The organism is Herpetosiphon gulosus (assembly GCF_039545135.1).
GTDB classification, from domain to species: domain Bacteria; phylum Chloroflexota; class Chloroflexia; order Chloroflexales; family Herpetosiphonaceae; genus Herpetosiphon; species Herpetosiphon gulosus.
Genome location: NZ_BAABRU010000008.1, coordinates 14,277 through 34,880 on the forward strand (window position 1 = coordinate 14,277; position 20,604 = coordinate 34,880).

The following is a 20,604-nucleotide window of genomic DNA, read 5'->3' on the forward strand; positions in this document are numbered from 1 at the left end:
GTGCGTATTATTGGCTTGTTGCTGGGCTTGTGCTGCTTGGTTGGTTGTGCATCCGCTGCGCCAAATCCAACGCCTAGCCCAGTTGTGGCAATTGCAACCCCAACGACTATTAGCATAACCGCAACAGCGCTTGATCCAACTCCGATCAGCTTAACCGCTACGCCGATGGCCTTGGCCTTGACCTGGCAATCCTACACGGTTTATCGGGTTGAGCCAGGCGATAGTTTGGAATCAATTGCTGAGCGTGGGGCAAGCTTTCCCTTATTTATTAGCCGTTACAATCGACTGAATCGCCCAATTGAAGCGGGCCAGTTGTTGATTGTGCCACGTTTGGAGAGCGATCAGCCGAATAGTTTGCCCTCAACTCCGATGCTGATTAGCCGTGGCTTTACCAGCCAAGCATGGGTTGGGCTAAGCTGTGATCTGAGGGCGGCAGCCGCGCCAATTGAGCCAATGTTGCAAACCCTTGCCAGCCAATCGATCACAATGACCTTTTTTCTAAATGTTGATTGGATTGAGCAAAACCCGCAGGACTTACCACAACTCGCGGCGGCTGGTCATGAGCTGGCCAGTGGCGTGGCGCTTGAGCAAATTGAGTCTGAAACATTAGCCCAAGCCTTGAATCAAACCGAAACTGCTTTGACCAACCAACTTGGCATGGATGCTTCGGTGCGCCCCTATTTGCGAATTTGGCAGCAACCAAGTAGCCCAACCTTAGCTGAACTTGCCGCCCAAAACGGCTATTTGCTGCTCGATAACGCCCAAGCACGCGATGCATTGGCCTTGGCCGAGGAGTTAATGCAGCCTGAGCAAGCAGCAAGTTATCGCGGGGAATTGATTATGCTCGATTGTAGTGATCCTGAGCTTGCCGCAGCCTTGCCGTTAATCATTGAGCGCTTGCAGCAAGCTGGTTTGCAGCTGCGCAGTATTGCGGAAGTGATGCAGCCATGAGTTTGTTGTTGGCGCTATTGCCGTTATTTGGTTTGGCACTCGTGGCCGATGGTCTGGTTATGACCAAGCGCTGGCAGCTAGGTTTAGCTTGGTTGGTTGGGCTGGCGAGTGTGCTTAGCCCAAATCTAGCGCTTTCGGCATTAGCCTTGTTACTCGTTGGCGGTTTGCTGGGTCAAACCTGGGCGCAACGCTTGAGTGGAGTCGCATCGGCGTTGAGCCTTGCTTGGCTCGGCTTAAGTGCTGATAGTTGGTCATGGCAAGCTTCCAGCGTGGCGGTTCAGCTCAACTCAATTCATATTGGCCTAATTATTCTAGGAGCTGCTTTGGCGCTTGGCTGCTGGCCGTGGCCTGAGCAGGCAACGCCACCTGCTAGCACGTTGGCCTTAGCCAACCTTACGATCGTGTTGCGCTTGTATAGCCTTGTGCCCTTGGATTGGGCTTGGACGGCGGTCGCGGCCCTAATTGGATCTGGCTCGGCGCTCTGGTTTGCTTGGCAATTGCTGCCCCCGCAAGCTTTAGAGCAACGTCGCCGTTTGGTTGCCCAAGTGCTATGGTGTTTGGTGCTGGCTGCCAGTTTGCTGGCGAGCGAAGCCGGTATCGCAGCAACATGGGCCTTGGCTTTGGTGGCATGTTTGGCCCATCCGTTGTTGCAACAGCACAGTAATTTAGCTAGCTTAGTTCCCTTGTGGATGGCGCTCTGGCTGACAGCAGCAGCCAGTTTAGCTGGTGGTTTGGCCTTATTGAGTTGGTTGTGCTGGCTGTTGTTAATGCTGTTAACCCTGAGCACTTTTCGCTTGCCGCCCCAAATTTCGCCCTGGCAATGGCCTTTGATGGCGCTGCAACTGGCGGTTGGCTTCGGTCTGCCATTCTTGCTTGAAGTGTTGCTTAAGCCGGTTTGGCGTGAGCTTGGGGCGGGCTTGACCGTGTTCGGGCGGCTCGATATTGCCCCCTGGACAGGCTTGGCGACGCGTAATCCTGGCTCGCAGGTGGTTGCAACCTTGCCTTCGGTCGTGCTAGCAGGCTTATTGGTGGTCGGGATTGCCATTAGTTATATAGCGCATCGTTGGCGTAGCCACATGACCAATGCTGATCGTGAGCCATTGCGAGAACAAACCGTTTGGCAATTGGTGCGGCGTGGCTTGCCATGGGGGAGCCAAGCACGCGATGAGTAGCGAAGCATGGCGTTTGGGGGTGGCGGGCCAGTGGCAGCGTTTGTTGCTCTACCCTGGTGGCTTGAGTGCCTTGGTGGCGGTTGGCTTGGGTTGGTTGGTTTGGCGTTGGCTTACCCCACGTCAAAATGCGGTTGGCACTGAGCACCCGTTTGATTGGCTACTTGTGCCATTGCCATTGTTGGCGCTGAGCCTCTGGCCCTTTGCTGAATCCAGTGAACTGCGGGCGACGCTTGATCTGTTGAGTTATTGGTTGTTGCTCGATGCGCCGTTGCTCTGGGCGATTGGTCAGGATTGGCGCAATGGGGCGCTGGCTGGCTTACGCGCGGCGCGTTGGTTGGTTGGTTTGCTCACTGGTTGGCCGCTGCTGGGCTTGGTCGGCTGGATCATTGCCAGCTTGCATGGCGGTTTGCTGCCCAATGATCTCTTGATTTTGGGCGAGGGTTGGCTGGGTTGGCTGGCATTAGCACTCTGGTTGGCTGGCTTGTTGCCCTATCTCCAACTTGGCGCTTGGGAAACTGCGCCAACCCAAGGGGCGTTGGCTTGGGCCTTGGGGGCACGCCGTTTGGGCCATTTGGCGTTAGTGGCTTGGTTATTGCAACCCCAATTTAAGCTGGCTTGGTTTGGCTCAATTTGGGGTTTTGGCGCTTTGTTGTTGGGTTTATGGTTGCTGCTGCTCGGCTTGAGCTATTGGTTACGGCGTTATTCGCAGGCGCAAGTTGGGGCGTGGCTATGGAGCGGAGCACTGCTTGGATTGCTGGGGTTTAGCCTAAACACATGGTTCAATCGCTAAACCCCAATACAAACTGGTTTGTTCGATGTGGTAGCGTTGAATGCCTGCGGCCTGCACCATTGTTTGAATTTCGCTACTGCGCCATGCTCGTAGCACTGATAGCGGGCCATCATGCTTGCCAAGGCTGGTCAGCGGGCCTAATCCAACCAGCCGCGCACCCCAATAGCCCAGCCAACTACGCTGAAGATCAACAAGTACAATGCCACGGCAAGCCACCCGTTGTGCTTCACGCAACAGTGCAACCACCTCAATGTCGCTGCAATGATGCAACATTTGAGCACAAAAAACGATGTCGATACTGCGATCAGCGAATGGTAAGGCTTGGCCTGTGCCAACCAAGGCTTGCTGATTACTGGCAACAATTGTGCGATTAAGATCAAGGCTAATTGTTTGGAATGATTGGCTTTGCTGCTGGCTCGCTGCTTGCAGCCAACGCCCAATTTGGCCATTGCCCGCCCCAAGATCAAGCAAGCTCGTATGGGCTTGTAAGAATGGCTGCAACAAGCGCCAACCTAAGTGATAACCGCCGCTCAAACGATAGAGCCAAGCCATTTCGGTCAAGTTAGCCGCCAATTCAGGATGCTCGGTTAGTTCGTCGAGCAATTCAAGCGCTTGTGAACGTTGGGGAATCCAAGCCATAAAATTTCCTTGTGTGCTATCAATTAATTACTGACCCTCGGTATAATAGCGCCTGATGCATCACTCTGGTGCATGGCTATTGATGGAATGATTATGCGTTTGCAGCGTGCTTGGCTCACCTTTGCGATTCTTTTTGGCCTGATGAGTTTGGGCTTGGGGCTGCGACTGGCCGCGTGGCATTGGCATGAATTTCGGCCACTGGGCGGCGATGAGCGCGAATATTTGGATTTGGCAATTGCCTTAGCCCAAGGCAAAGAATACTACGATTTGCAATTTATGCGGCCACCGCTGTTTCCTTTGGGTTTAGCAGCACTGGTTTGGTTGGTCGATGGCGATTTGCAGGGCTTGCGGCTAATTAATGCTCTGATTAGCACCGCCACAATTCCTTTGGTTTGGTGGTGGGCACGGCTGTTGCTGCGCCGCAACGATTTGGCTTTGATCGCAGCTGGCTTGACTGCTTGTTCATTTACCCTAGCCTTGAATGCGACCGAATTGCTCAGTGAAACCGTCACGTTGGCAGGCTTAATGCTGGTGTTTGGCTTGTTGATTTTGGCTTTGCGCCGCCCGCAATTGCGCTGGAGTATTGCCGCTGGCGTGGCGATTGCCGTTGTGAGCTTAATTCGCTCGGTGGCATTACCGTTGTTGCCATTGGCCTTGTTGTTACTTTGGCGCAGCGAGAACCCGCAACGCTGGCGGCAGATGCTCGGTTTGCTGGCCGCAACGCTGCTGACCCTTGCCCCATGGACAATTCGCAATGCCCTGACCTATGATGGTTTTATTCTGATTGATACAACTGGCCAGGAAAACCTGTGGCTGGATAACGATCCACGTGGCCGCGATGTGGTTAAAGCTGAGTTATATGCAATGGGCGATGCGCGAATTGAGCGTAGCCAACTGGCTTCGCAACAAGGTATCGCGGCGATAACCCAAAACCCTGATTGGTTTTTAGCCAAGGTTGGACGTGAATTTTGGCATAGTTGGGGCTTAGAGCATAGCGACGATTTGCTGGCGCGACGAGCAATTTGGCGACCAGCTAGCGAAGTTTGGCTGCGTTTGATCTTGGGCGATGCTTGGTGGTTGTTGCTAATTGGCTTGGGCTTAGCTGGTATGTGGTCGCTGCCCTGCGAACGTAATCTTAAGCTGCTGTTGGCGGCTTGGGTTGGCTATACCGTGTTTACGGCCTGCCTGTTTCATGTGGAATATCGCTATCGTTTGCCGTTATTGCCTGTGCTTTTGCCCACTGCTGCTTGGCAAATCCATCAATTGCGCTGGGCTTGGCCGCGACCACGCCAATGGTTGGCGCTGGCAACCGGCGCAAGCGTGGTAGCTCTAAGTTTGAGCTATGCCAATTATCCCCAACAGGCTTGGCGTTTGGGCCAAAAACATTGGTATTTGTGGCAGGCCGAGCACTATTTAGCTGATGCGAAGGCCTTGCCAGCTACTATGAACGAGCAAGCTAGCTCGGGCGTGGCAATTTTTGAGGCCCAATCGGCGGCCAGCAATGCCTTGCGCTACGATCCTGAATCGGCCTTGGCCCGGGTGTTGTTGGCGCGAATCGCCTTTGTCAGCCAGCAGCCCAACGTTGGTGCAGAGCAATTGCGCTTGGCGATTGACTATTTGCCGGCCCACGCTTATGCCCATTTGTTGCTAGGCGATTATCTGCGCCAGCAAGGTCAGTTTGAGGCGGCCAAGGCTGAATTGGCCTACGAAACCAGTTCAACCGAGGATTTGCAAGCATGGTCGCTCCAGCGAATGCAATTTATTCCCATCACCAGCACGCTCGATTTGGGCAATGGCCTCGATTTAGGCTTGATTGATGATTGGTATGTTGCCGAAGAGGGTAGCCGCTGGTTTGCTGAGCAGGCTAGGGTTTGGTTGCACGCGCCTGCCGATGCCAATGTGCTGCGCTTGCGGATTGCTAGCCAACGCCCAACTAGCCTAGCTGCGCCAACCTTGAAGGTGTTTGCTAATGGGCAATTTTTAGCCGAAATCGCCATCGATTCAGCGTGGACGACCCATGAAATTGCTTTGCCAAATAGTTTGCGCAACCTAGCATTAGAAATTGAATTACGCAGCAGCAGCACCTTTGTACCACACGATCTGGAGCCGACCAACCCCGATGGACGCGATTTGGGGCTGCGCGTCGATTGGATTATTGTAGAATAGGTTTTTGGTGAGGCCATATTTCTGATAGAGTCGTAATTATTCCAATCGAACCTTGGTTGGATCGCAAGGCGATTGATAGCGATAATGGATTTTGTGGTTTATTGATGGATTTGTGCTCACCCCTGATTGTGCTTGAGGGGGTGCAGGGGGATTAAAGCCCACTGCGTCTCCCGCCTTGAGGCGGGACGGAAGGGTGGTGATCACTCAGAATCCAAGTTGCCAATAACCTTGATTGATTAACTAGTCTGTAATCCAAATGATTTAAACTGAATAACGATAGAGGCAAGAAGCAGCTTTTAAATTTAGCATCCGAGGGCAGCAACCCATGAAGTTGATCGATTTACCCTATAGCTCACGGCGCATGCCAGCAATTGCGCGGCGCTCGATGGTGGCGACCAGCCAGCCACAGGCGGTTTTGGCAGGCTTATCGATGCTTGAACGTGGTGGCAATGCGGTCGATGCAGCAATCGCAGCCGCAGCAATGTTGACGGTTGTCGAGCCGACATCCAACGGCATTGGCAGTGATGCTTTTGCGTTGGTTTGGGATGGCCGCAAATTACATGGCCTGAATGGCTCAGGGCGTGCGCCGCAAGCAATTAGCCTTGAAGCCATGCTCCAAGCGGGCCATCAAAAGATGCCAGCCTATGGTTGGCCGAGTGTGACTGTGCCTGGTACACCGCGAGCATGGCGCGATCTGCATCAACGCTTTGGGCGCTTAGATTTTGAAGAAGTACTGCTGCCTGCAATTAGTGCCGCCGAAGATGGCTTTGCGGTTACGCCCATCGTCTCGCACTATTGGAATTTGGCTTTGCGGCGCTACGAAGCCATGACCGACCCCGCGACCAGTGCTTGGCTCAACACCTTTTCCTACCGTGGGCGTGCGCCTGGAGCTGGCGATATGTGGCGTTCGCGGCGACAATCGCGTACTTTGAGCCGCATCGCCCAAACTGGCGCTGATGATTTTTATACTGGCGAATTGGCGGGGCAAATTGTCGAATGGGCGCAGCAAACTGGTGGTTTTATCAGCGCCGCCGATTTAGCCCAGCATACCAGCACCTGGGTTGAGCCAATTAGCACCAGCTATCGTGGTTATCAAGTTTGGGAAATTCCGCCGAATGGTCAAGGCTTGGCGGCGTTGATGGCGCTGAATATTTTAGAAGGCTTTGATCTGAGTCATACCACCCGCGATACCATCCAATCGTATCATATGCAAATCGAAGCCATGAAATTGGCTTTTGCTGATGCCTATCGCTATATTGCTGATCCTGAGCATGTGGAAGTGCCAACCAAACAATTGCTTTCTAAGCGCTATGCTGCTAGCCGCCGCAGCTTGATTGGCGAGTATGCGCTTGATCCGCAGCATGGTGAGTTGCCTCAAGGTGGTACGGTGTATCTGTGTGCGGTCGATGGCGACGGCATGATGGTCAGCTTTATTCAATCGAACTATATGGGCTTTGGTTCAGGCGTGGTTGTGCCTGAAACTGGGATTGCCCTGCAAAATCGTGGCGCGAACTTCTCGCTTGATCCGCAGCACCCCAATGTTTTAGCGCCCAATAAACGCCCTTTCCACACGATTATTCCTTCGTTTTTGACCCGCGATGGCGAGGCAGTTGGGCCGTTTGGCGTGATGGGCGGCGCGATGCAACCCCAAGGCCATGCCCAAATGATTTTAAACCGCGTCGATTGGCAGCTTAATCCGCAAGCTAGCCTTGATGCACCGCGCTGGCAAGTTGGTCCTGGCCGCAAAGTTTATTTGGAATATGGCGTGCCCCAATTTATTGCCGAAGGACTCCGCGCGATGGGCCACGATGTCGAGATTCATGCTGAAGGTGGCATGTTTGGGCGCGGCCAAATTATCTGGCGCTTGCCCAATGGCTCGTTGATTGGTGGCAGTGATATGCGAGCCGATGGTTGTGCCTTGGGCTTCTAAATTACACTAGTCCTAGAGCTAACCTAGTTCAAACAGCTATGGCAAGGCTATAGCTGTTTTTTTGCATTCCAAAGGGCTAAAATTCAATTAGTTATCAACTCATATCACCATCGATCACGCCCAGAATCGCCCACAGAACTAGGTCATTGATAGGACTAAATAGCATTGACGTTGAGCTAGCTAGCGTGGCAAGATCGTTCGTGATCCTTACGTTTTAGCCACATCTGTGTCTTGGAGAGTGTTGGTATGCAATTGCGCTCATTGCGGTCGTTGCTGACTGTTGATCGTGCTCGGGTCGGTTCATTATTGAGTGTTTTATTGGTAGGCTTGTTGGCTTGGATGCTGCCGCAGACCAATGCTCAGCCCGCGTTTGCTGCATCAAGCACTGTCGTGATTAGCCAGGTTTATGGGGGTGGGAGTAGTGGTGGTTCTACCTATACTCATGATTTTGTCGAACTATTTAATTTAAGTAATACCCCTGCTTCACTGAATGGTTGGTCAATTCAATATGCATCTGCCACAGGGGTTTTTGGAGGAGTTGTAACCTTACCTAATGTTTCAATTGCGCCTGGTCAATATTTTTTGATTCAATTAGGTAGTGGTGGTACTGGTTCTTCTTTACCTACGCCAGATGCAACAGGTTCAACCGCAGTAGCTGCTGCAGCTGGTAAAATTATTCTTGCTAATACAACCACAGCTTTAGGATGCGGTAACAATACTACTCAATGTAATGCTACCCAACAAGCCCAAATTATCGATTTGGTTGGTTTTGGGACGACCGCTAGTTATTTTGAAGGCAGTGGGCCAACTGGCGCACCCAGTGCTACTGCCAGCGTTATGCGTACCAATCCCTGTGTTGATGCTGATAATAATGCAACTGAATTTAGCGTAGTTACGCCAAACCCACGTAACACTGCCAGCGCTACGTTAAGCTGTTCAATCGCAACGAATACACCAACCAATACTGCAACGAACACGCCGACCAACACGCCAACGAACACACCAACCAATACTGCAACGAATACGCCGACCAACACGCCGACCAACACGCCGACCAACACGCCGACCAATACCGCAACGAATACTGCGACTAATACGCCAACCAGTACTCCAATCGTGCTTGGTGGCGACAACAATATTTTGTGGGATCAGCTTTATCATAGTGCTACCGCTGAAAATCCACAGCTTGAGCTTGTGCCAGGTGAGAGCTATAGCTTCTTGCATAGTGCTAGCGGCACAATTAACGAAACCACGGCTGTAACGATTTCAGCATTAACCGATGCGCTTGATGTGCAAACCGTTAGCTTACGCTATTGGGATGGAGCGAATTCAACCACGCTGCCAATGACACGGATTAAATCGTTGACTGCAAGTTTTCGCAGCCAGCCAAGCCATAGCTACGATTTGTGGCAGGCCAGCATTCCGGCTCAGCCAATTGGCACGACAATTTTTTATCGAGTGATTGCTCAAGATGGCTCGTCCTCAGCCTATTTGAAGCATAATAATGGCCAATATGTGAATCCGCTTGGCCAACATGTGCGGGGCTTCAACGACGATCCCGATGATTATAGCTACACGGTGTTAGCATCCAATCCAACTGCTACGCCGACCAATACGCCGACCAATACGCCAACAAATACACCAACCGAAACCGCTACGCCAACGGCGACACCAACGGCGACCAACACGCCAACCAATACAGCGACATCGACGGCAACCAATACGCCAACCAATACAGCGACGAACACGCCAACTGATACAGCTACGCCAACCTTGACCAACACGCCAGTTGCCCCAACCGCGACCGATACGCCCACCAATACACCAACGGATACGGCTACCCCAACTGATACAGCTACGCCAACCTTGACCAACACGCCAGTTGTACCAACCGCGACCGATACGGCTACGCCAACCAGTACGGCGACTGCGACGAACACGCCAGTTGTTCCAACGGCAACCAACACGCCAACCAATACGGCGACATCGACAGTGACGAATACGCCAACTAATACGGCAACGCCAACGCGCACGGCGACGAACACGCCAACCAATACGGCGACATCGACAGTGACGAACACGTCAACCATCACCAATACGCCGATTGCTCAGCAGTACAAAGTATTCTTGCCATGGGCTAGCAAATAGCCCTGGGCAGCAGCTTAAATGTGATGTTTAATTCAAGAGGTTGTGTAGTGACGAAGCATAAGCATGAGGCTAGGACGGTGTATAATGCACGTTACACAAGTCGCATGATGAATGTTTGTTGCCTACTATCCCCAACCATAGCCACAAGCAGTTAGCATCGTGGTTGAATGTTGGTATACTATGTCTAGGTGGGTATACTTCTATCCACCTAGCTTGATCTCAAGCGCAATGTTATGGCGCTCGGCCACCCGTTGAATTGTTGCGATCAAGTGATTAAAATCGATAGGTTTCTCAACATACGCATCACAACCAACCGCCATACAGCGTTCGCGATCACCAGCGAGGGTATAGGCAGTAATCGCAATCACCGGAATCGAACGAGTTTGCGGGGAGGCCTTGAGCTGGGCGGTTGCACCCCAACCATGCAATTCGGGCATCGACATATCCATCAAAATTAAGTCGGGCTTTAATTGCAAAGCCAGCATCAAGCCTTCAATCCCAGTTTTGGCGGTGCTAATTTGAAAACCGCGCCGTTGCAAGCGGGTAGTGAGGATCGTGCGATTGTCTTGGTCGTCATCGACAATTAGAATGTGCATAGCTTGCTCCTGCTGTCAATCGGCACGATTAAGTGAAATCGCTACCAATGATTGATACTCTAGTGTTGTTGTATACCATGAAGTCCTAGCTGTAAATAGTTACTTTCGGGTGATATTCCTAACCCGAAAGGTGGTTTTGAGATGGTGTATAGTTAGCCTAACTACAATTTTATGCTTTGCATTCCAATTCGCATCAAAGCCAACGATGGCATAAGGAAGTTCAGCGATGAAAGCAGCCTATCAGCAATATGTGCATAAAAGTGTTCGTGGCAAAATCAGTCTTGCTTTATTAGGCATTATGCTGATTGTTGTGCTGGTTTTGTTGATTCCGCTGCGCTACATTGTCAATAGCTCAAGTCTTTTTGCTGAACAACAGGAAATGCAAGATCATCTTGAACGGGTTCGGCGAGCGATTGATGGCGAGCTTGCTCAGATCGATGCCTTGGTCATGTCGATGGCAACTTGGGATGAATCATACGATTTTATCAATCAACGCACGCCCACGTATATTGAAGAAAATACTAATAACGAGATTTTTGAGCTGTATAATGTTCAAGCAATGCTCTATACCGATCAGAATGGCACAATTGTGTTTGCCAAAACCTATGACTCGCAACAACGGAAGTCGGTGGCAGTGCCATTTGAGTTTTTTGATATCAACAATTTCTATCCCCAATTACTCAATCATCCCCAACTTGATCAAGGCACGACCAGCGTGGTACGAGCTGGCACTAAACTATGGCTTTTGGCGGCACGACCCATTCTTACCAGCGATGCTCAAGGCCCAGCGCGTGGCACATTGATTTATGGTCGGATGGTCGATCAACAGGTGGTTGATCGGATTAATTACCAAACCTTGTTACCGGTTGAATTGAGTGATTATCGCTTGCTTGCACCAACACGGCAGCAGGTGGTCAGCGAATTGGCCAATGAGCAGCGCTTGGTTTCGCGTGCTTTCAACGATAATACGCTTGAGGGTTTTGTGGTTTTTCCATCGATCGATAACAAACCCTTGTTGGTTGCAACTTTAGCCTTGCCCCGTACAATTTATATTCAAGGTGAACGCACCTTCTGGTTAATTGCCAGCGTGGTGGGGATTGCTGGCTGTTTAGGGTTGTTGAGCCTCTTTTGGGCCTTGCGGCGCTTTATTTTCTATCCACTAACCTCGATGGTTGGCGATTTACGCCAGATCGATCCCACTCAACCTGATCAACATCAAATTAACTTTGCGAGTCCCGACGAACTCGGCTTGTTGGCTAAAACTGTCAATCAAGCACTTGATTCGTTAGCCGTCGCCCAGCGCGAACAACTGGCGGCTGAGGCCAAACGCAGCGCCCTGCAAGCCGAAATGCTACAAAATCAGCAAACCCAATTACAAACCCAAGCAGCCTTGCTCGAACTCCAAGAGCAAAGCTTGGCCGAACAAGCCTTGCCGTTAATTCCGGTTTCGCGTGAGGTTTTGGCCATGCCCTTGATCGGCCAAATCGATCTGAATCGAGCTGAGCGTTTGCAAACCACAATTTTGCAAGGGATTGAAACCTATCGTGCTCGCACGGTTATCCTCGATCTCACTGGGATTTCGCAGCTTGAACAACGGGCAGCGGTTGCGCTCGGCCAAACTGCTCAAGCGGTGCAATTGCTTGGGGCACGCTTGTTGCTGACCGGAGCAAATCCGGCAATTGCCGAAGAAATTGTTGCTGCCAATATCGATCTCGGCCAAATTGCGATCTATCAAACGCTGGCTGCTGGCATGCAAGCAGCACTCCGCTAACCCTAAGTTAAATTTCCACTGCCAAAAAGCTGATAATCAGTTCGCTCAATTCCGCGCTTGCCGCTGTAGGAGTGGGCTTGGGTGTGGCAACCCTATGCAAATATCAAGCCTTAGTTAAGCTTAATTCAGCGTCTAGCCCAAGTTACCGAGAATATGCTAAAATGTACAAGCCTGCATAACCCATCTTTCAGAGCGTTGTCGAATGCGGGGGAGTATGCTCCCTCATGCAGGGATTGTATACGCTAGCTCGATCACCCCAAATGGTGGGAACGCATCTTAAAAGTAGGAGTCGATGGTTATGACTGAACTCGTTCGCGCTCAACCGGCATTTAAAGTTGATTTTGTCCCATCACTTGGGTTGGATCTGCTTTCGACAATGGGTCTGATTGGAATTGTCCACGATTTTGAAGGCTTGGATGCATGGCTGGTTGAGGCTGCTGCGAGTGTGCCCCCGCGCTTACGCCACGATATTCAGCTGGCAATGCGCATGGGCGTTTATCCCTATGTGGTAGTCGAAACCGTCTCAGGCCAAATTTTGCAGCCAGGTGCTGCTGGTCACGACGATTTTAATGGTTTGATTGACGATCTCAAGGCGCTTTCAGCCCAAGAATGTGCCGCCATGGTGCATAAAATTGTGCAACGCACTGCCGCTAATGCTGATGTTGAATTATTGCATACGCCAGCCGAAATTATTGCCGATCAAGAGCAATTAGAAGAGTTATTGGCAAAAATGCAGTTTCCGGTCGATACCGATGAGCTGATTGAATTATTGCAACAGCCAACCGAATGGCGCGATTTGTTGGTCTCAACCATTCAGCGTTTTTGGGATCGAATTTATCGTGAGCAATATGAACTGCAACAAGCTCGCCGCGAACGTAATGCCCATTATCATCGCACTCATCAATATAGCGTCAACTTCCGCGATTTATTTGCTGGAGTAACTGGCCGCCGCTTGCCTGACCATATTCATGAACGACTTGGCACGATTAGTACCGTGCGTTTTGTACCATCGCAATATATTGGGCCATACTTGTCGTTTCTTTTCAATGGATCATTACTCACGGTGTTTTATAATAGCAGCACTACTCCAGCCGAAGGTGATGAGCAAACTGAACGCACTCAAAGCCTATATCAGCCATTGGCAGCCTTGGCCGATAAAACGCGCTTGCAAATTATGACCTTGTTGCATGGTCGCGAATTGTATGCCCAAGAAATTGTCAATTTGCTCGATATTCATCAATCGGCAGTTTCGCGCCACTTAAAGCTGATGGAAACTTCAGGTGTGTTGAATGTTCGCCGCGACAAGGGTGCAAAATATTATTCGATCAATCGTCAACGGATTGAAGAAATTTCCGCTCGCCTGCGTGAATTTGTCTAAATCGACCAGCCAACGCTCCGCTACAACGGAGCGTTTTGCTTTTAAAGGAGCTTGCAATGTCGCTGCTTGATCAAGTTGATCTATCGTTGCATTTGGGCAAAAAAAGCTATGAGCGCCAACTCACCGATTTGCAATTTAAAATGTTGCGCTTGCAACGCGCCGTGACCCAAATTGGTCATCGTATGGTTTTGGTCTTTGAAGGTTGGGATGCTAGCGGCAAAGGTGGCGCAATCAAACGCCTGACCGAGGCGCTTGATCCACGTGGGTTTGTAGTGCACCCAATTGCCGCACCCACACCCGAAGAACGCGCCCACAATTATCTTTGGCGCTTTTGGAATCACCTGCCGCGTGATGGCCAGATTGTCTTATTTGACCGTTCATGGTATGGCCGCGTGCTGGTCGAGCGGGTTGAAGGCTTTGCGACGATGCGCGAGTGGAGCCAAGCCTATGGCGAAATCAATGACTTTGAGCGAATTTTACATAACGATCGTACTTCAGTCTTGAAATTTTTCTTGCATATTTCGAGCGACGAGCAAGAAAAGCGTTTTCGTGAGCGCGAAAATGATCCGCTGAAAACCTGGAAATTAACCGAAGAAGATTGGCGCAATCGTGAGAAATGGTCGGAATATGCAATTGCCATTGATGAAATGCTAGCCCGAACATCCAGCGAAAACGCTCCTTGGCAGGTAATTGCCGCTAACGACAAACGCTGGACACGGATTGCGATTCTCAAGGCGGTGGTTGAAATGTTGGTCGCAGATATGCCGTTTGAATTTGACGACGCTAATACCTTGGTGCTCGATCGATCGGGAGCCTATGCTTTGGTTGATGCTGGTAAACTCTCGGCCAAAGCGGTTGAGGCAGTGATTGCCGAAGAAGAAAAAGTGCGCAAGTTGCTCAAAAAGCAGCGCAAAGAAAACTAAATATCGAATTTGCGCCAAGTTTGATTTTAGTACTCAGCGTTTTTTGCCTAAATAGCTGGCTAACCCGTACAATACAGCCCGACACATCAGATTAAGGCTTATGGGTTCTCGCAAACAAACCGGTTTTAGATGCTTTGCTGCATATCTGTAGCTCAAACATCATGATTTAGGAGCAGGGGATGCAAATCCTAAAGTAATCGGGTTCCCTTCCGAGCCAAGCATCCTTTAGTTTATCAGCTGATCCGTGACTGCCGATAAATGCCCTTGAGGGTGTGTAGGGGGATTAAAGCCCCTGCGTTTCCCGCCTTGAGGCGGGACGGAAGGGTGGTGAACTAGCATTCATCCCTGCTGGAATCGAGAATCTCTAAGCCCGACACATCAGATTAAGGAAGCTCTACGATGCACAATTTAGCAATTTATGGCTTTGGTGGAGTCGGTCGGGCGGTGTTAGCTCAAGCCTTGCTGCACTTCAACCTTGCCTTGGTGGCTGATCGTTCTGGGTATGTGGTTGGGCCGTTGAGCAACGAAAGCTGGTTGGCGGTGGCAGCAGCCAAAGCTCAAGGTGCAGCCCTAGCTAGTTTGCCCGAGGGCACCAGCGGCGATTGGCGAGCCGCCTTGCCGGCTGGCTGTTTGGTGGCCGACACTACCGCCGAAGCCAATGCAGCTCAGTTAGTCGAATTGGCTGGGCGTGGAATGAGCTTGGTCTTGGCCAATAAAAAACCGTTGTGTGAAGATTTAAATTTGTTTCAAGCCTTGGTTGCTGAACGCCGCACCCGCTATGAGGCTACGGTTGGGGCTGGCTTGCCAATTGTAGTGACCACCAATCTACTGCGCGACACTGGCGATCAGGTTCAGCGAATCGAAGGCTGCTTGAGTGGTACATTAGGCTTTTTGCTCTCATCGATCGAACAAGGTCAGCCTTATTCGGCGGCTGTACGTGAAGCCAAAGCATTGGGCTGGACGGAACCCGACCCGCGTGATGATTTGGGCGGAGTTGATGTGGCGCGTAAAGCCTTGATTTTGGCGCGAACTTTGGGCTATCAATGGAACTTGAGCGATATTGCGATTGAGCCATTGTATCCAGCTGCATTTGCTGATTTGAGCATTGCTGAATTTATGGCGCAGCTTGATCAACTTGATGCTGGTTATGCCCAACGCCAAGCCGAGGCCGTTGCTCAAGGCCAAACCTTGCGCTATGTTGCGGCGATCACGCCTGAAGGTGCACGAGTTGGCTTGCAAGCAGTCGCCAAAGATAGCCCGCTTGGTTCGCTCAAAGGGCCAGATAATATGGTCGCTTGGACGACTAACCGCTACCAAGAGCGCCCGTTGGTGGTGCGCGGACCTGGAGCAGGGGTTGAAGTGACCGCCTCAGCAGTCTTGTTTGATCTCTTGGCCTTACGTTAAACAAAAACCGTGGTCAACGAAGACCACGGCTCAAACCCGCTTGATAATTGTAAACTATTGACCTGCCATATCCCGCCGCTGGAACAAGAGAATTCCCAACATAATTGAGCCAAAGATATAGGCTGCCACTACCATCAAGCTGGTGCTTAATGAAATATGCGTGCCAAAGACCCGATCGACTCCTTCAAACATTAATTTTTGTTCATCGCCAGTGTATAACCAATTGGCTTCAAGGTTGCTGATATGAGCATTTGGTAAGATTTTGGCTGCCAAGGTTGAAAAGCTCATTGCAAGGTTGAAAATCGTGTTGCCAACGATCCCAAAAACAATCCCCATAATCGTCGAGCGGCCTGCCATGGTTACCAACAAGGTAATCGATGAAAAGACAACTAATTGCAATAAGACTGGAATCAACGATTTCAGCAAAGTTCCCAGCGAAAAGCTATCGAAATCAAAGAGCGTACCACCCAAGATTGCTGCGCCAATCAATCCCATCAGTTGGCCGAAAATCAGCGAAATGATGATCAAGCAAATCATAAAGAGTAAGCAGATGGCAATTTTAACGATGATGAAATCGCTACGACGGGCGCGGCGTGGTAAGAGCACTTTCCATGTATCCCGGCTGTACTCTGAGCCAATGCTGTTGCCCATAAACACCACGGCCAACATTGAGCCAATTGCGCTCAAAATAATCGAAGGGAAGAGAAATCCATTCGGAAACATCATCGCAAATTGAGCACCTGCCCAGCCAATAGTGTCTTCTTTACCGTTGTATAAGGCAATCCCAGTTTGGGCAACAAAAGTGATCAAGATAATTGCCAAGGTGATTAGCAATAGCCCAATATTGGCTGGACGTTTATAAGTTTTAGTCCATTCAGCCCGAAATAAATTCCACATTAGCGACCTCCTACCACAACTTCAGCCAAGGGTTGGTGGGCTGTCGCGCCGCCAGTCCCAGTAATTTCCAAGAACAACGATTCGAGCGAGCGCTGGCGTACAACCACTTGAAATACGTCAACATCGGCTTGCACCAATTTGCGCATAACCTGCGGCACATCTTGCGGCTCAGCGTTGATGTTAATCCAATGGTGGTCGAAGCTATGAGCTTTTAATTGTGGTAATTCTTGTAAAACAGCCATGGCGCGTTCAAATGGTGCAGCTTCGATCGCATAGCCCGGGCCGCCTTCGGTCGCCAGCAGATCGCGTACTCGGCCTTGTTTGATTGTTACACCTTTTTGAATGATCGCCACATCTGAACAAACTTGTTCAACTTCGTAGAGCAAGTGGCTTGACAGGAACACCGTGCGACCTTCTTGGCCCATACGCAAAATTAAGTTACGCATTTCGACTGTGCCAGCCGGATCAAGCCCGTTGGTTGGTTCATCGAGGAAGACAATTTTGGGGTCGTTGAGCAAGGTTGCGGCAACCCCAAGCCGTTGTTTCATGCCCAATGAATAGGTTTTAACTTTATCTTTTTCGCGGCCACGCAAGCCTACAAACTCAATTAATTCATCATAGCGCGATTGTGGTAAATCTTGACCACCTGATCGGGCTAGAACCCGTAAATTTTCTAAGCCCGACATATAGGTATAAAATGCTGGCGATTCGACAATTGCCCCAACGTAAGGTGCAATATGTTTGCGAGCATGCAAAATATCATGACCAAAAATGGTTGCCTTACCAGCAGTCGGTCGAATAAGCCCCAATAACATGCGGATAGTGGTGGTTTTACCTGCACCATTCGGGCCTAAAAAACCATAAATCGTGCCTTCAGGAATATGTAAACTTAAATTATTAACTGCCGGGATTTTTTTATAGACTTTGGTTAGTCCTTCAGCAGTAATTGCGATTCCACTCATACAATGCTCCTAATCTAGCTGCGGTGTTGATACAACGTTAACAATCGATATATTGTTGCAAGGATTGATTATTTTTGTTCGTCATCAAGCGGCACTAAGCGCTCGCGTAAGGCCATAATCGCTGCTTGAGTTCGATCTTGCAGGTGTAATTTGGATAAAATATTGCTCACATGGGTTTTGACGGTGCGCTCACCGATTACCAAATGCTCGGCAATTTCGGCGTTGCTCATGCCCCGCGCAATACAGGTCAATACTTCGCGTTCACGTTCGGTCAGGGTGTCCAAGGGTGAGCGGCGTGAGCTGGTAAGTTCAGTCATCAGGCGTGAAGCAACCATCGGGTGCAAGGTGGCCTCGCCTCGTCGCGCTGCCCGAATTGCTGCCACCAAGGCATCAGGCCCAACATCTTTGAGCAAATACGAGAGTGCTCCAGCCTTGATCGCCGGAAAAATTCGCTCATCTTCGCTATACGATGTCAACACGATCACTTGGGTATGTGGCGAGGCTCCGCGCACTTGACGCGTTGCTTCGACCCCATCAATCCCAGGCATCAGCAAATCCATCAGTACCACATCGGGCAAGACGTGGCTGACAACCTGTACGCCTTCTTCGCCCGAAGCGGCCTCGCCCACAATCTCAATATCTGGCTGGGTATCCAAGAAGGCCCGTAAACCTACCCGTACCACGACATGATCATCAACTAAAACAACTCGAATCTGCTCTTGCATGGTGCTTTCCTTCTTGGTTATCAACGTGGCTCAACTAGTAGCCCAGTTTGGGTTCGTGGTACAACGATGCGTAGGCTTGTGCCTTGGCCTGTCGCGGCAGTCAATTCAACTGTGCCGCCAACTGCTTTGGCGCGTTCTTGAATGCTAATCAAGCCCAATGAGTGCGAATTGCGTGGTTTATCTTGATCAAAGCCACGGCCACGATCACGCACCTCTAAAATTGTGCGATGGGCTTCATATTCAAGGCTCACGTTGGCGCTGTTCACGCCACTATGCTTGGTAACATTGGCCAAAGCTTCTTGGCAAATCCGATAGAGCGCCTGTTCGTGATCTAAGGGAATGCGCCGTTCGCCGTTGGTATTAAGTTCAATCTGCAAGCCTTGACGACGGGCTGCCTCTTCGGTAAGTTGACGTAACGCTGGAACTAAGCCTTGATCGCCGAGCGCCGCAGGCCGGAGCGCGAAGATCAAGCCACGGGTTTCGTGCAACGCGCGTTGGGCCATTTGGCTGAGTTGTTCAACTTGGTTACGCGCTTTATCAGGCTGGTTGGGCAATAAATTCCGTGCTGCCGCCGCCAACATCGTGACGCTAAATAGCTCTTGGCTGACGCTATCGTGCAAATCGCGAGCCAACCGATTGCGCTCCTCAACAATTGCCAATTGGCCAGCTTGCTCAACTAAGGCAGCATTACGATCGGCTAATTGACGTAACATTTTAACATTTGATTCAAGCTGTTGGGCCATGCTGTCGAAGCGCCGCGCCAAATGCCCAATTTCATCGATCGATCCATCGTTAACCCGCACGCTCAAATCGCCTGCGGCCAAACTATCGGTAGCTTGGGTGAGTTGCACCAAACGGCGCACAAAATTACGGGCCACAAACCAGCCATAGACCATGCCAATTAAGGCATTGGCAATAATCGAAATAATTGAACTAGCAATAAAAATAACAAACATCAACAATGCAACAATCACTTGATTTTGGCTGAGTGGCCGCGAACGTACATACAATGCCCCGATTACTTGGTTGGCTTGATCGCGAACTGGTGTGGCAATCACTAAATAATTCCCATACTTCCAAGTTAATTGATCGATATCGTCGCTCCCAGCGAGTGCTGCCTGCACAACCCGCCGATCATTGCCAACCACCACATCATTCCATGGTTGGCCCGCCGGAGTAAGGCTGGGAAAGGTTCCACCGAGTACATTGCCTTGCGCATCAAGCAACAACAGGTGGTAGCTCTCGCTAAACACATTGGTTGCTTCAGGCAAAAATACCTCAGCGGGCATCAAAATAATTTCCTGCGAGAGATCGCTAGGTGAATTATTAATCGTATTACTAATCGCTAATTCAAGGTTATTTTGCAGAAATTGGCCACGTAACGAGCCAAAGCGATAGCGTAATAATTGTTGGATTGTGCGCTGATCGCTTGGCTCTTGCAAAACCTCGCTGAACTCAGCGGCATGATTTTGGGCAGCGCTGAGCAGGGCGGGGGCATTGAGCGGTGGAGCTGCGCCCATCACTAAACCAAACGCCAAACCATTAATCAACAAGGTCAACGCTACGCTGATCCACACATACGACCATGTGAGTTTCCAGCGTAGCGTGCCAAAGCGCTGCCCGAACCGTTGAACGAGGGTTAATTTACGCTGCTGCTGCACTCGCCGCCTCACGTCGCCAAATGCCGATTGCCAACATCAAACAGCCAAGCTGTAAATCGTAGGGCTGGGGGCTATTGAAATTGGCGCTCATGGTGCGTTGCCAAAAACCTTCAGTTTTAACCTCACCGATCATCAACCCATTGAGATACACGTGATAGCCGCTTTTCCAGATTGAAGGGCGCTCGAAGCGTAAGGGTTGGTTGGCATAATGGCCTTCAAGTGTCGTTTTCCACATGCTCACTCGGGCAACCCGCATCAACTCTTGGCCATTGGCGCTAATCACCAACGGATAGCCCTTGCCTTTGGCGCGGCTGAGGGTGTAGGTTGTTTGCTCTATTTGCCATTGAGCGTTATCACGCCAACCTTTAAATTCAACCGTAATTTGGTTGGCATAGGCGCTGCGAATTTCAAGTTTTCTGCCAGTCCAACTGCTATATTGAGCTTGAAGCATGGTATCCTCCAACGACTACAAAGCTTGAATCCTACTATAA

At 50.5% G+C, this 20,604-nt stretch carries 17 protein-coding genes; 10 read left to right on the forward strand and 7 right to left on the reverse strand.

All coding sequences use genetic code 11. The features are described 5' to 3' along the window. From ABEB26_RS12175 to ABEB26_RS12185, 3 genes are read left to right on the forward strand one after another with little or no spacing between them, the layout of a single operon-like run. Positions 1-951: a polysaccharide deacetylase family protein gene (locus tag ABEB26_RS12175; RefSeq protein ID WP_345722282.1), complete on the forward strand. Its 951-nt coding sequence runs from the start codon at positions 1-3 to the stop codon at positions 949-951. Further along, positions 948-2,123 (forward strand): hypothetical protein, encoded by a 1,176-nt coding sequence (locus ABEB26_RS12180; protein ID WP_345722283.1) that lies wholly within the window; start codon positions 948-950, stop codon positions 2,121-2,123. Before ABEB26_RS12175 ends, ABEB26_RS12180 begins: the two co-directional genes overlap by 4 nt. Next, on the forward strand, positions 2,116-2,913 hold the full coding sequence (locus ABEB26_RS12185; protein WP_345722284.1) for a hypothetical protein: 798 nt from the start codon (positions 2,116-2,118) through the stop codon (positions 2,911-2,913). The genes ABEB26_RS12180 and ABEB26_RS12185 overlap by 8 nt, the downstream gene beginning before the upstream one ends. On the opposite strand, the gene ABEB26_RS12190 is transcribed toward ABEB26_RS12185, so the two are convergent. Then, positions 2,890-3,552, reverse strand: a complete 663-nt coding sequence (locus tag ABEB26_RS12190; protein WP_345722285.1) for a methyltransferase domain-containing protein — start codon at positions 3,550-3,552, stop codon at positions 2,890-2,892. The two genes, ABEB26_RS12185 and ABEB26_RS12190, sit on opposite strands and share 24 nt — an antisense overlap. A 93-nt stretch (positions 3,553-3,645) precedes the next feature. On the opposite strand from ABEB26_RS12190, the gene ABEB26_RS12195 reads away from it, so the two are divergent. The 3 genes from ABEB26_RS12195 to ABEB26_RS12205 all read left to right on the forward strand — a co-directional run bounded on the left by ABEB26_RS12195 (position 3,646) and on the right by ABEB26_RS12205 (position 9,796). Next, positions 3,646-5,718, forward strand: coding sequence for a glycosyltransferase family 39 protein (locus ABEB26_RS12195; protein WP_345722286.1), 2,073 nt, complete (start codon positions 3,646-3,648; stop codon positions 5,716-5,718). Between the two features lie 325 nt (positions 5,719-6,043). Continuing rightward, complete coding sequence (locus tag ABEB26_RS12200; protein WP_345722287.1) at positions 6,044-7,648, forward strand: gamma-glutamyltransferase family protein; 1,605 nt, start codon at positions 6,044-6,046, stop codon at positions 7,646-7,648. Between the two features lie 246 nt (positions 7,649-7,894). Continuing rightward, entirely contained in the window at positions 7,895-9,796 is a 1,902-nt protein-coding gene (locus tag ABEB26_RS12205) for a lamin tail domain-containing protein (RefSeq protein WP_345722288.1), read from the forward strand. Positions 9,797-9,996: 200 nt separating this feature from the next. Here ABEB26_RS12205 and ABEB26_RS12210 read toward each other — a convergent pair whose 3' ends face one another. Further along, a complete protein-coding gene (locus ABEB26_RS12210) occupies positions 9,997-10,392 on the reverse strand; it encodes a response regulator (RefSeq protein WP_345722289.1) in 396 nt (131 codons plus the stop codon). A 226-nt stretch (positions 10,393-10,618) separates the two neighbouring features. On the opposite strand from ABEB26_RS12210, the gene ABEB26_RS12215 reads away from it, so the two are divergent. The 4 genes from ABEB26_RS12215 (at position 10,619) to ABEB26_RS12230 (ending at position 15,868) form a co-directional block, all read left to right on the forward strand. Then, positions 10,619-12,163, forward strand: a complete 1,545-nt coding sequence (locus ABEB26_RS12215) for a CHASE4 domain-containing protein (RefSeq protein ID WP_345722290.1) — start codon at positions 10,619-10,621, stop codon at positions 12,161-12,163. A 298-nt stretch (positions 12,164-12,461) separates the two neighbouring features. Continuing rightward, on the forward strand, positions 12,462-13,541 hold the full coding sequence (locus ABEB26_RS12220) for an ArsR/SmtB family transcription factor (RefSeq protein ID WP_345722291.1): 1,080 nt from the start codon (positions 12,462-12,464) through the stop codon (positions 13,539-13,541). A gap of 56 nt (positions 13,542-13,597) precedes the next feature. Next, positions 13,598-14,464 (forward strand): polyphosphate kinase 2 family protein, encoded by an 867-nt coding sequence (locus ABEB26_RS12225; protein WP_345722292.1) that lies wholly within the window; start codon positions 13,598-13,600, stop codon positions 14,462-14,464. A 399-nt stretch (positions 14,465-14,863) separates the two neighbouring features. Further along, positions 14,864-15,868 carry a homoserine dehydrogenase family protein gene (locus ABEB26_RS12230; protein ID WP_345722293.1) on the forward strand — a complete coding sequence of 335 codons (1,005 nt, stop codon included), beginning with the start codon at positions 14,864-14,866 and terminating at the stop codon, positions 15,866-15,868. A 54-nt stretch (positions 15,869-15,922) separates the two neighbouring features. Here ABEB26_RS12230 and ABEB26_RS12235 read toward each other — a convergent pair whose 3' ends face one another. The 5 genes from ABEB26_RS12235 to ABEB26_RS12255 all read right to left on the reverse strand — a co-directional run bounded on the left by ABEB26_RS12235 (position 15,923) and on the right by ABEB26_RS12255 (position 20,564). Next, entirely contained in the window at positions 15,923-16,765 is an 843-nt protein-coding gene (locus ABEB26_RS12235) for an ABC transporter permease (RefSeq protein WP_345722294.1), read from the reverse strand. Continuing rightward, entirely contained in the window at positions 16,765-17,727 is a 963-nt protein-coding gene (locus ABEB26_RS12240; protein WP_345722296.1) for an ABC transporter ATP-binding protein, read from the reverse strand. Before ABEB26_RS12240 ends, ABEB26_RS12235 begins: the two co-directional genes overlap by 1 nt. A gap of 68 nt (positions 17,728-17,795) precedes the next feature. Beyond that, complete coding sequence (locus ABEB26_RS12245; protein WP_345722297.1) at positions 17,796-18,452, reverse strand: response regulator; 657 nt, start codon at positions 18,450-18,452, stop codon at positions 17,796-17,798. A gap of 20 nt (positions 18,453-18,472) precedes the next feature. Next, positions 18,473-20,113: a HAMP domain-containing sensor histidine kinase gene (locus tag ABEB26_RS12250; protein ID WP_345722298.1), complete on the reverse strand. Its 1,641-nt coding sequence runs from the start codon at positions 20,111-20,113 to the stop codon at positions 18,473-18,475. After that, positions 20,097-20,564 (reverse strand): hypothetical protein, encoded by a 468-nt coding sequence (locus tag ABEB26_RS12255; protein WP_345722299.1) that lies wholly within the window; start codon positions 20,562-20,564, stop codon positions 20,097-20,099. Before ABEB26_RS12255 ends, ABEB26_RS12250 begins: the two co-directional genes overlap by 17 nt. Positions 20,565-20,604 lie beyond the last annotated feature (40 nt).

What these genes read in the sequence shown, in the direction of transcription:
- ABEB26_RS12195 (WP_345722286.1), top strand. Translation starts at nt 3,646, where the DNA reads ATGCGTTTGCAGCGTGCTTGGCTCACCTTTGCGATTCTTTTTGGCCTG.
- ABEB26_RS12220 (WP_345722291.1), top strand. Translation starts at nt 12,462, where the DNA reads ATGACTGAACTCGTTCGCGCTCAACCGGCATTTAAAGTTGATTTTGTC.
- ABEB26_RS12190 (WP_345722285.1), bottom strand. Translation starts at nt 3,552, where the DNA reads ATGGCTTGGATTCCCCAACGTTCACAAGCGCTTGAATTGCTCGACGAA.
- ABEB26_RS12245 (WP_345722297.1), bottom strand. Translation starts at nt 18,452, where the DNA reads ATGCAAGAGCAGATTCGAGTTGTTTTAGTTGATGATCATGTCGTGGTA.
- ABEB26_RS12200 (WP_345722287.1), top strand. Translation starts at nt 6,044, where the DNA reads ATGAAGTTGATCGATTTACCCTATAGCTCACGGCGCATGCCAGCAATT.
- ABEB26_RS12230 (WP_345722293.1), top strand. Translation starts at nt 14,864, where the DNA reads ATGCACAATTTAGCAATTTATGGCTTTGGTGGAGTCGGTCGGGCGGTG.
- ABEB26_RS12215 (WP_345722290.1), top strand. Translation starts at nt 10,619, where the DNA reads ATGAAAGCAGCCTATCAGCAATATGTGCATAAAAGTGTTCGTGGCAAA.
- ABEB26_RS12240 (WP_345722296.1), bottom strand. Translation starts at nt 17,727, where the DNA reads ATGAGTGGAATCGCAATTACTGCTGAAGGACTAACCAAAGTCTATAAA.
- ABEB26_RS12255 (WP_345722299.1), bottom strand. Translation starts at nt 20,564, where the DNA reads ATGCTTCAAGCTCAATATAGCAGTTGGACTGGCAGAAAACTTGAAATT.
- ABEB26_RS12235 (WP_345722294.1), bottom strand. Translation starts at nt 16,765, where the DNA reads ATGTGGAATTTATTTCGGGCTGAATGGACTAAAACTTATAAACGTCCA.
- ABEB26_RS12180 (WP_345722283.1), top strand. Translation starts at nt 948, where the DNA reads ATGAGTTTGTTGTTGGCGCTATTGCCGTTATTTGGTTTGGCACTCGTG.
- ABEB26_RS12185 (WP_345722284.1), top strand. Translation starts at nt 2,116, where the DNA reads ATGAGTAGCGAAGCATGGCGTTTGGGGGTGGCGGGCCAGTGGCAGCGT.
- ABEB26_RS12210 (WP_345722289.1), bottom strand. Translation starts at nt 10,392, where the DNA reads ATGCACATTCTAATTGTCGATGACGACCAAGACAATCGCACGATCCTC.
- ABEB26_RS12205 (WP_345722288.1), top strand. Translation starts at nt 7,895, where the DNA reads ATGCAATTGCGCTCATTGCGGTCGTTGCTGACTGTTGATCGTGCTCGG.
- ABEB26_RS12225 (WP_345722292.1), top strand. Translation starts at nt 13,598, where the DNA reads ATGTCGCTGCTTGATCAAGTTGATCTATCGTTGCATTTGGGCAAAAAA.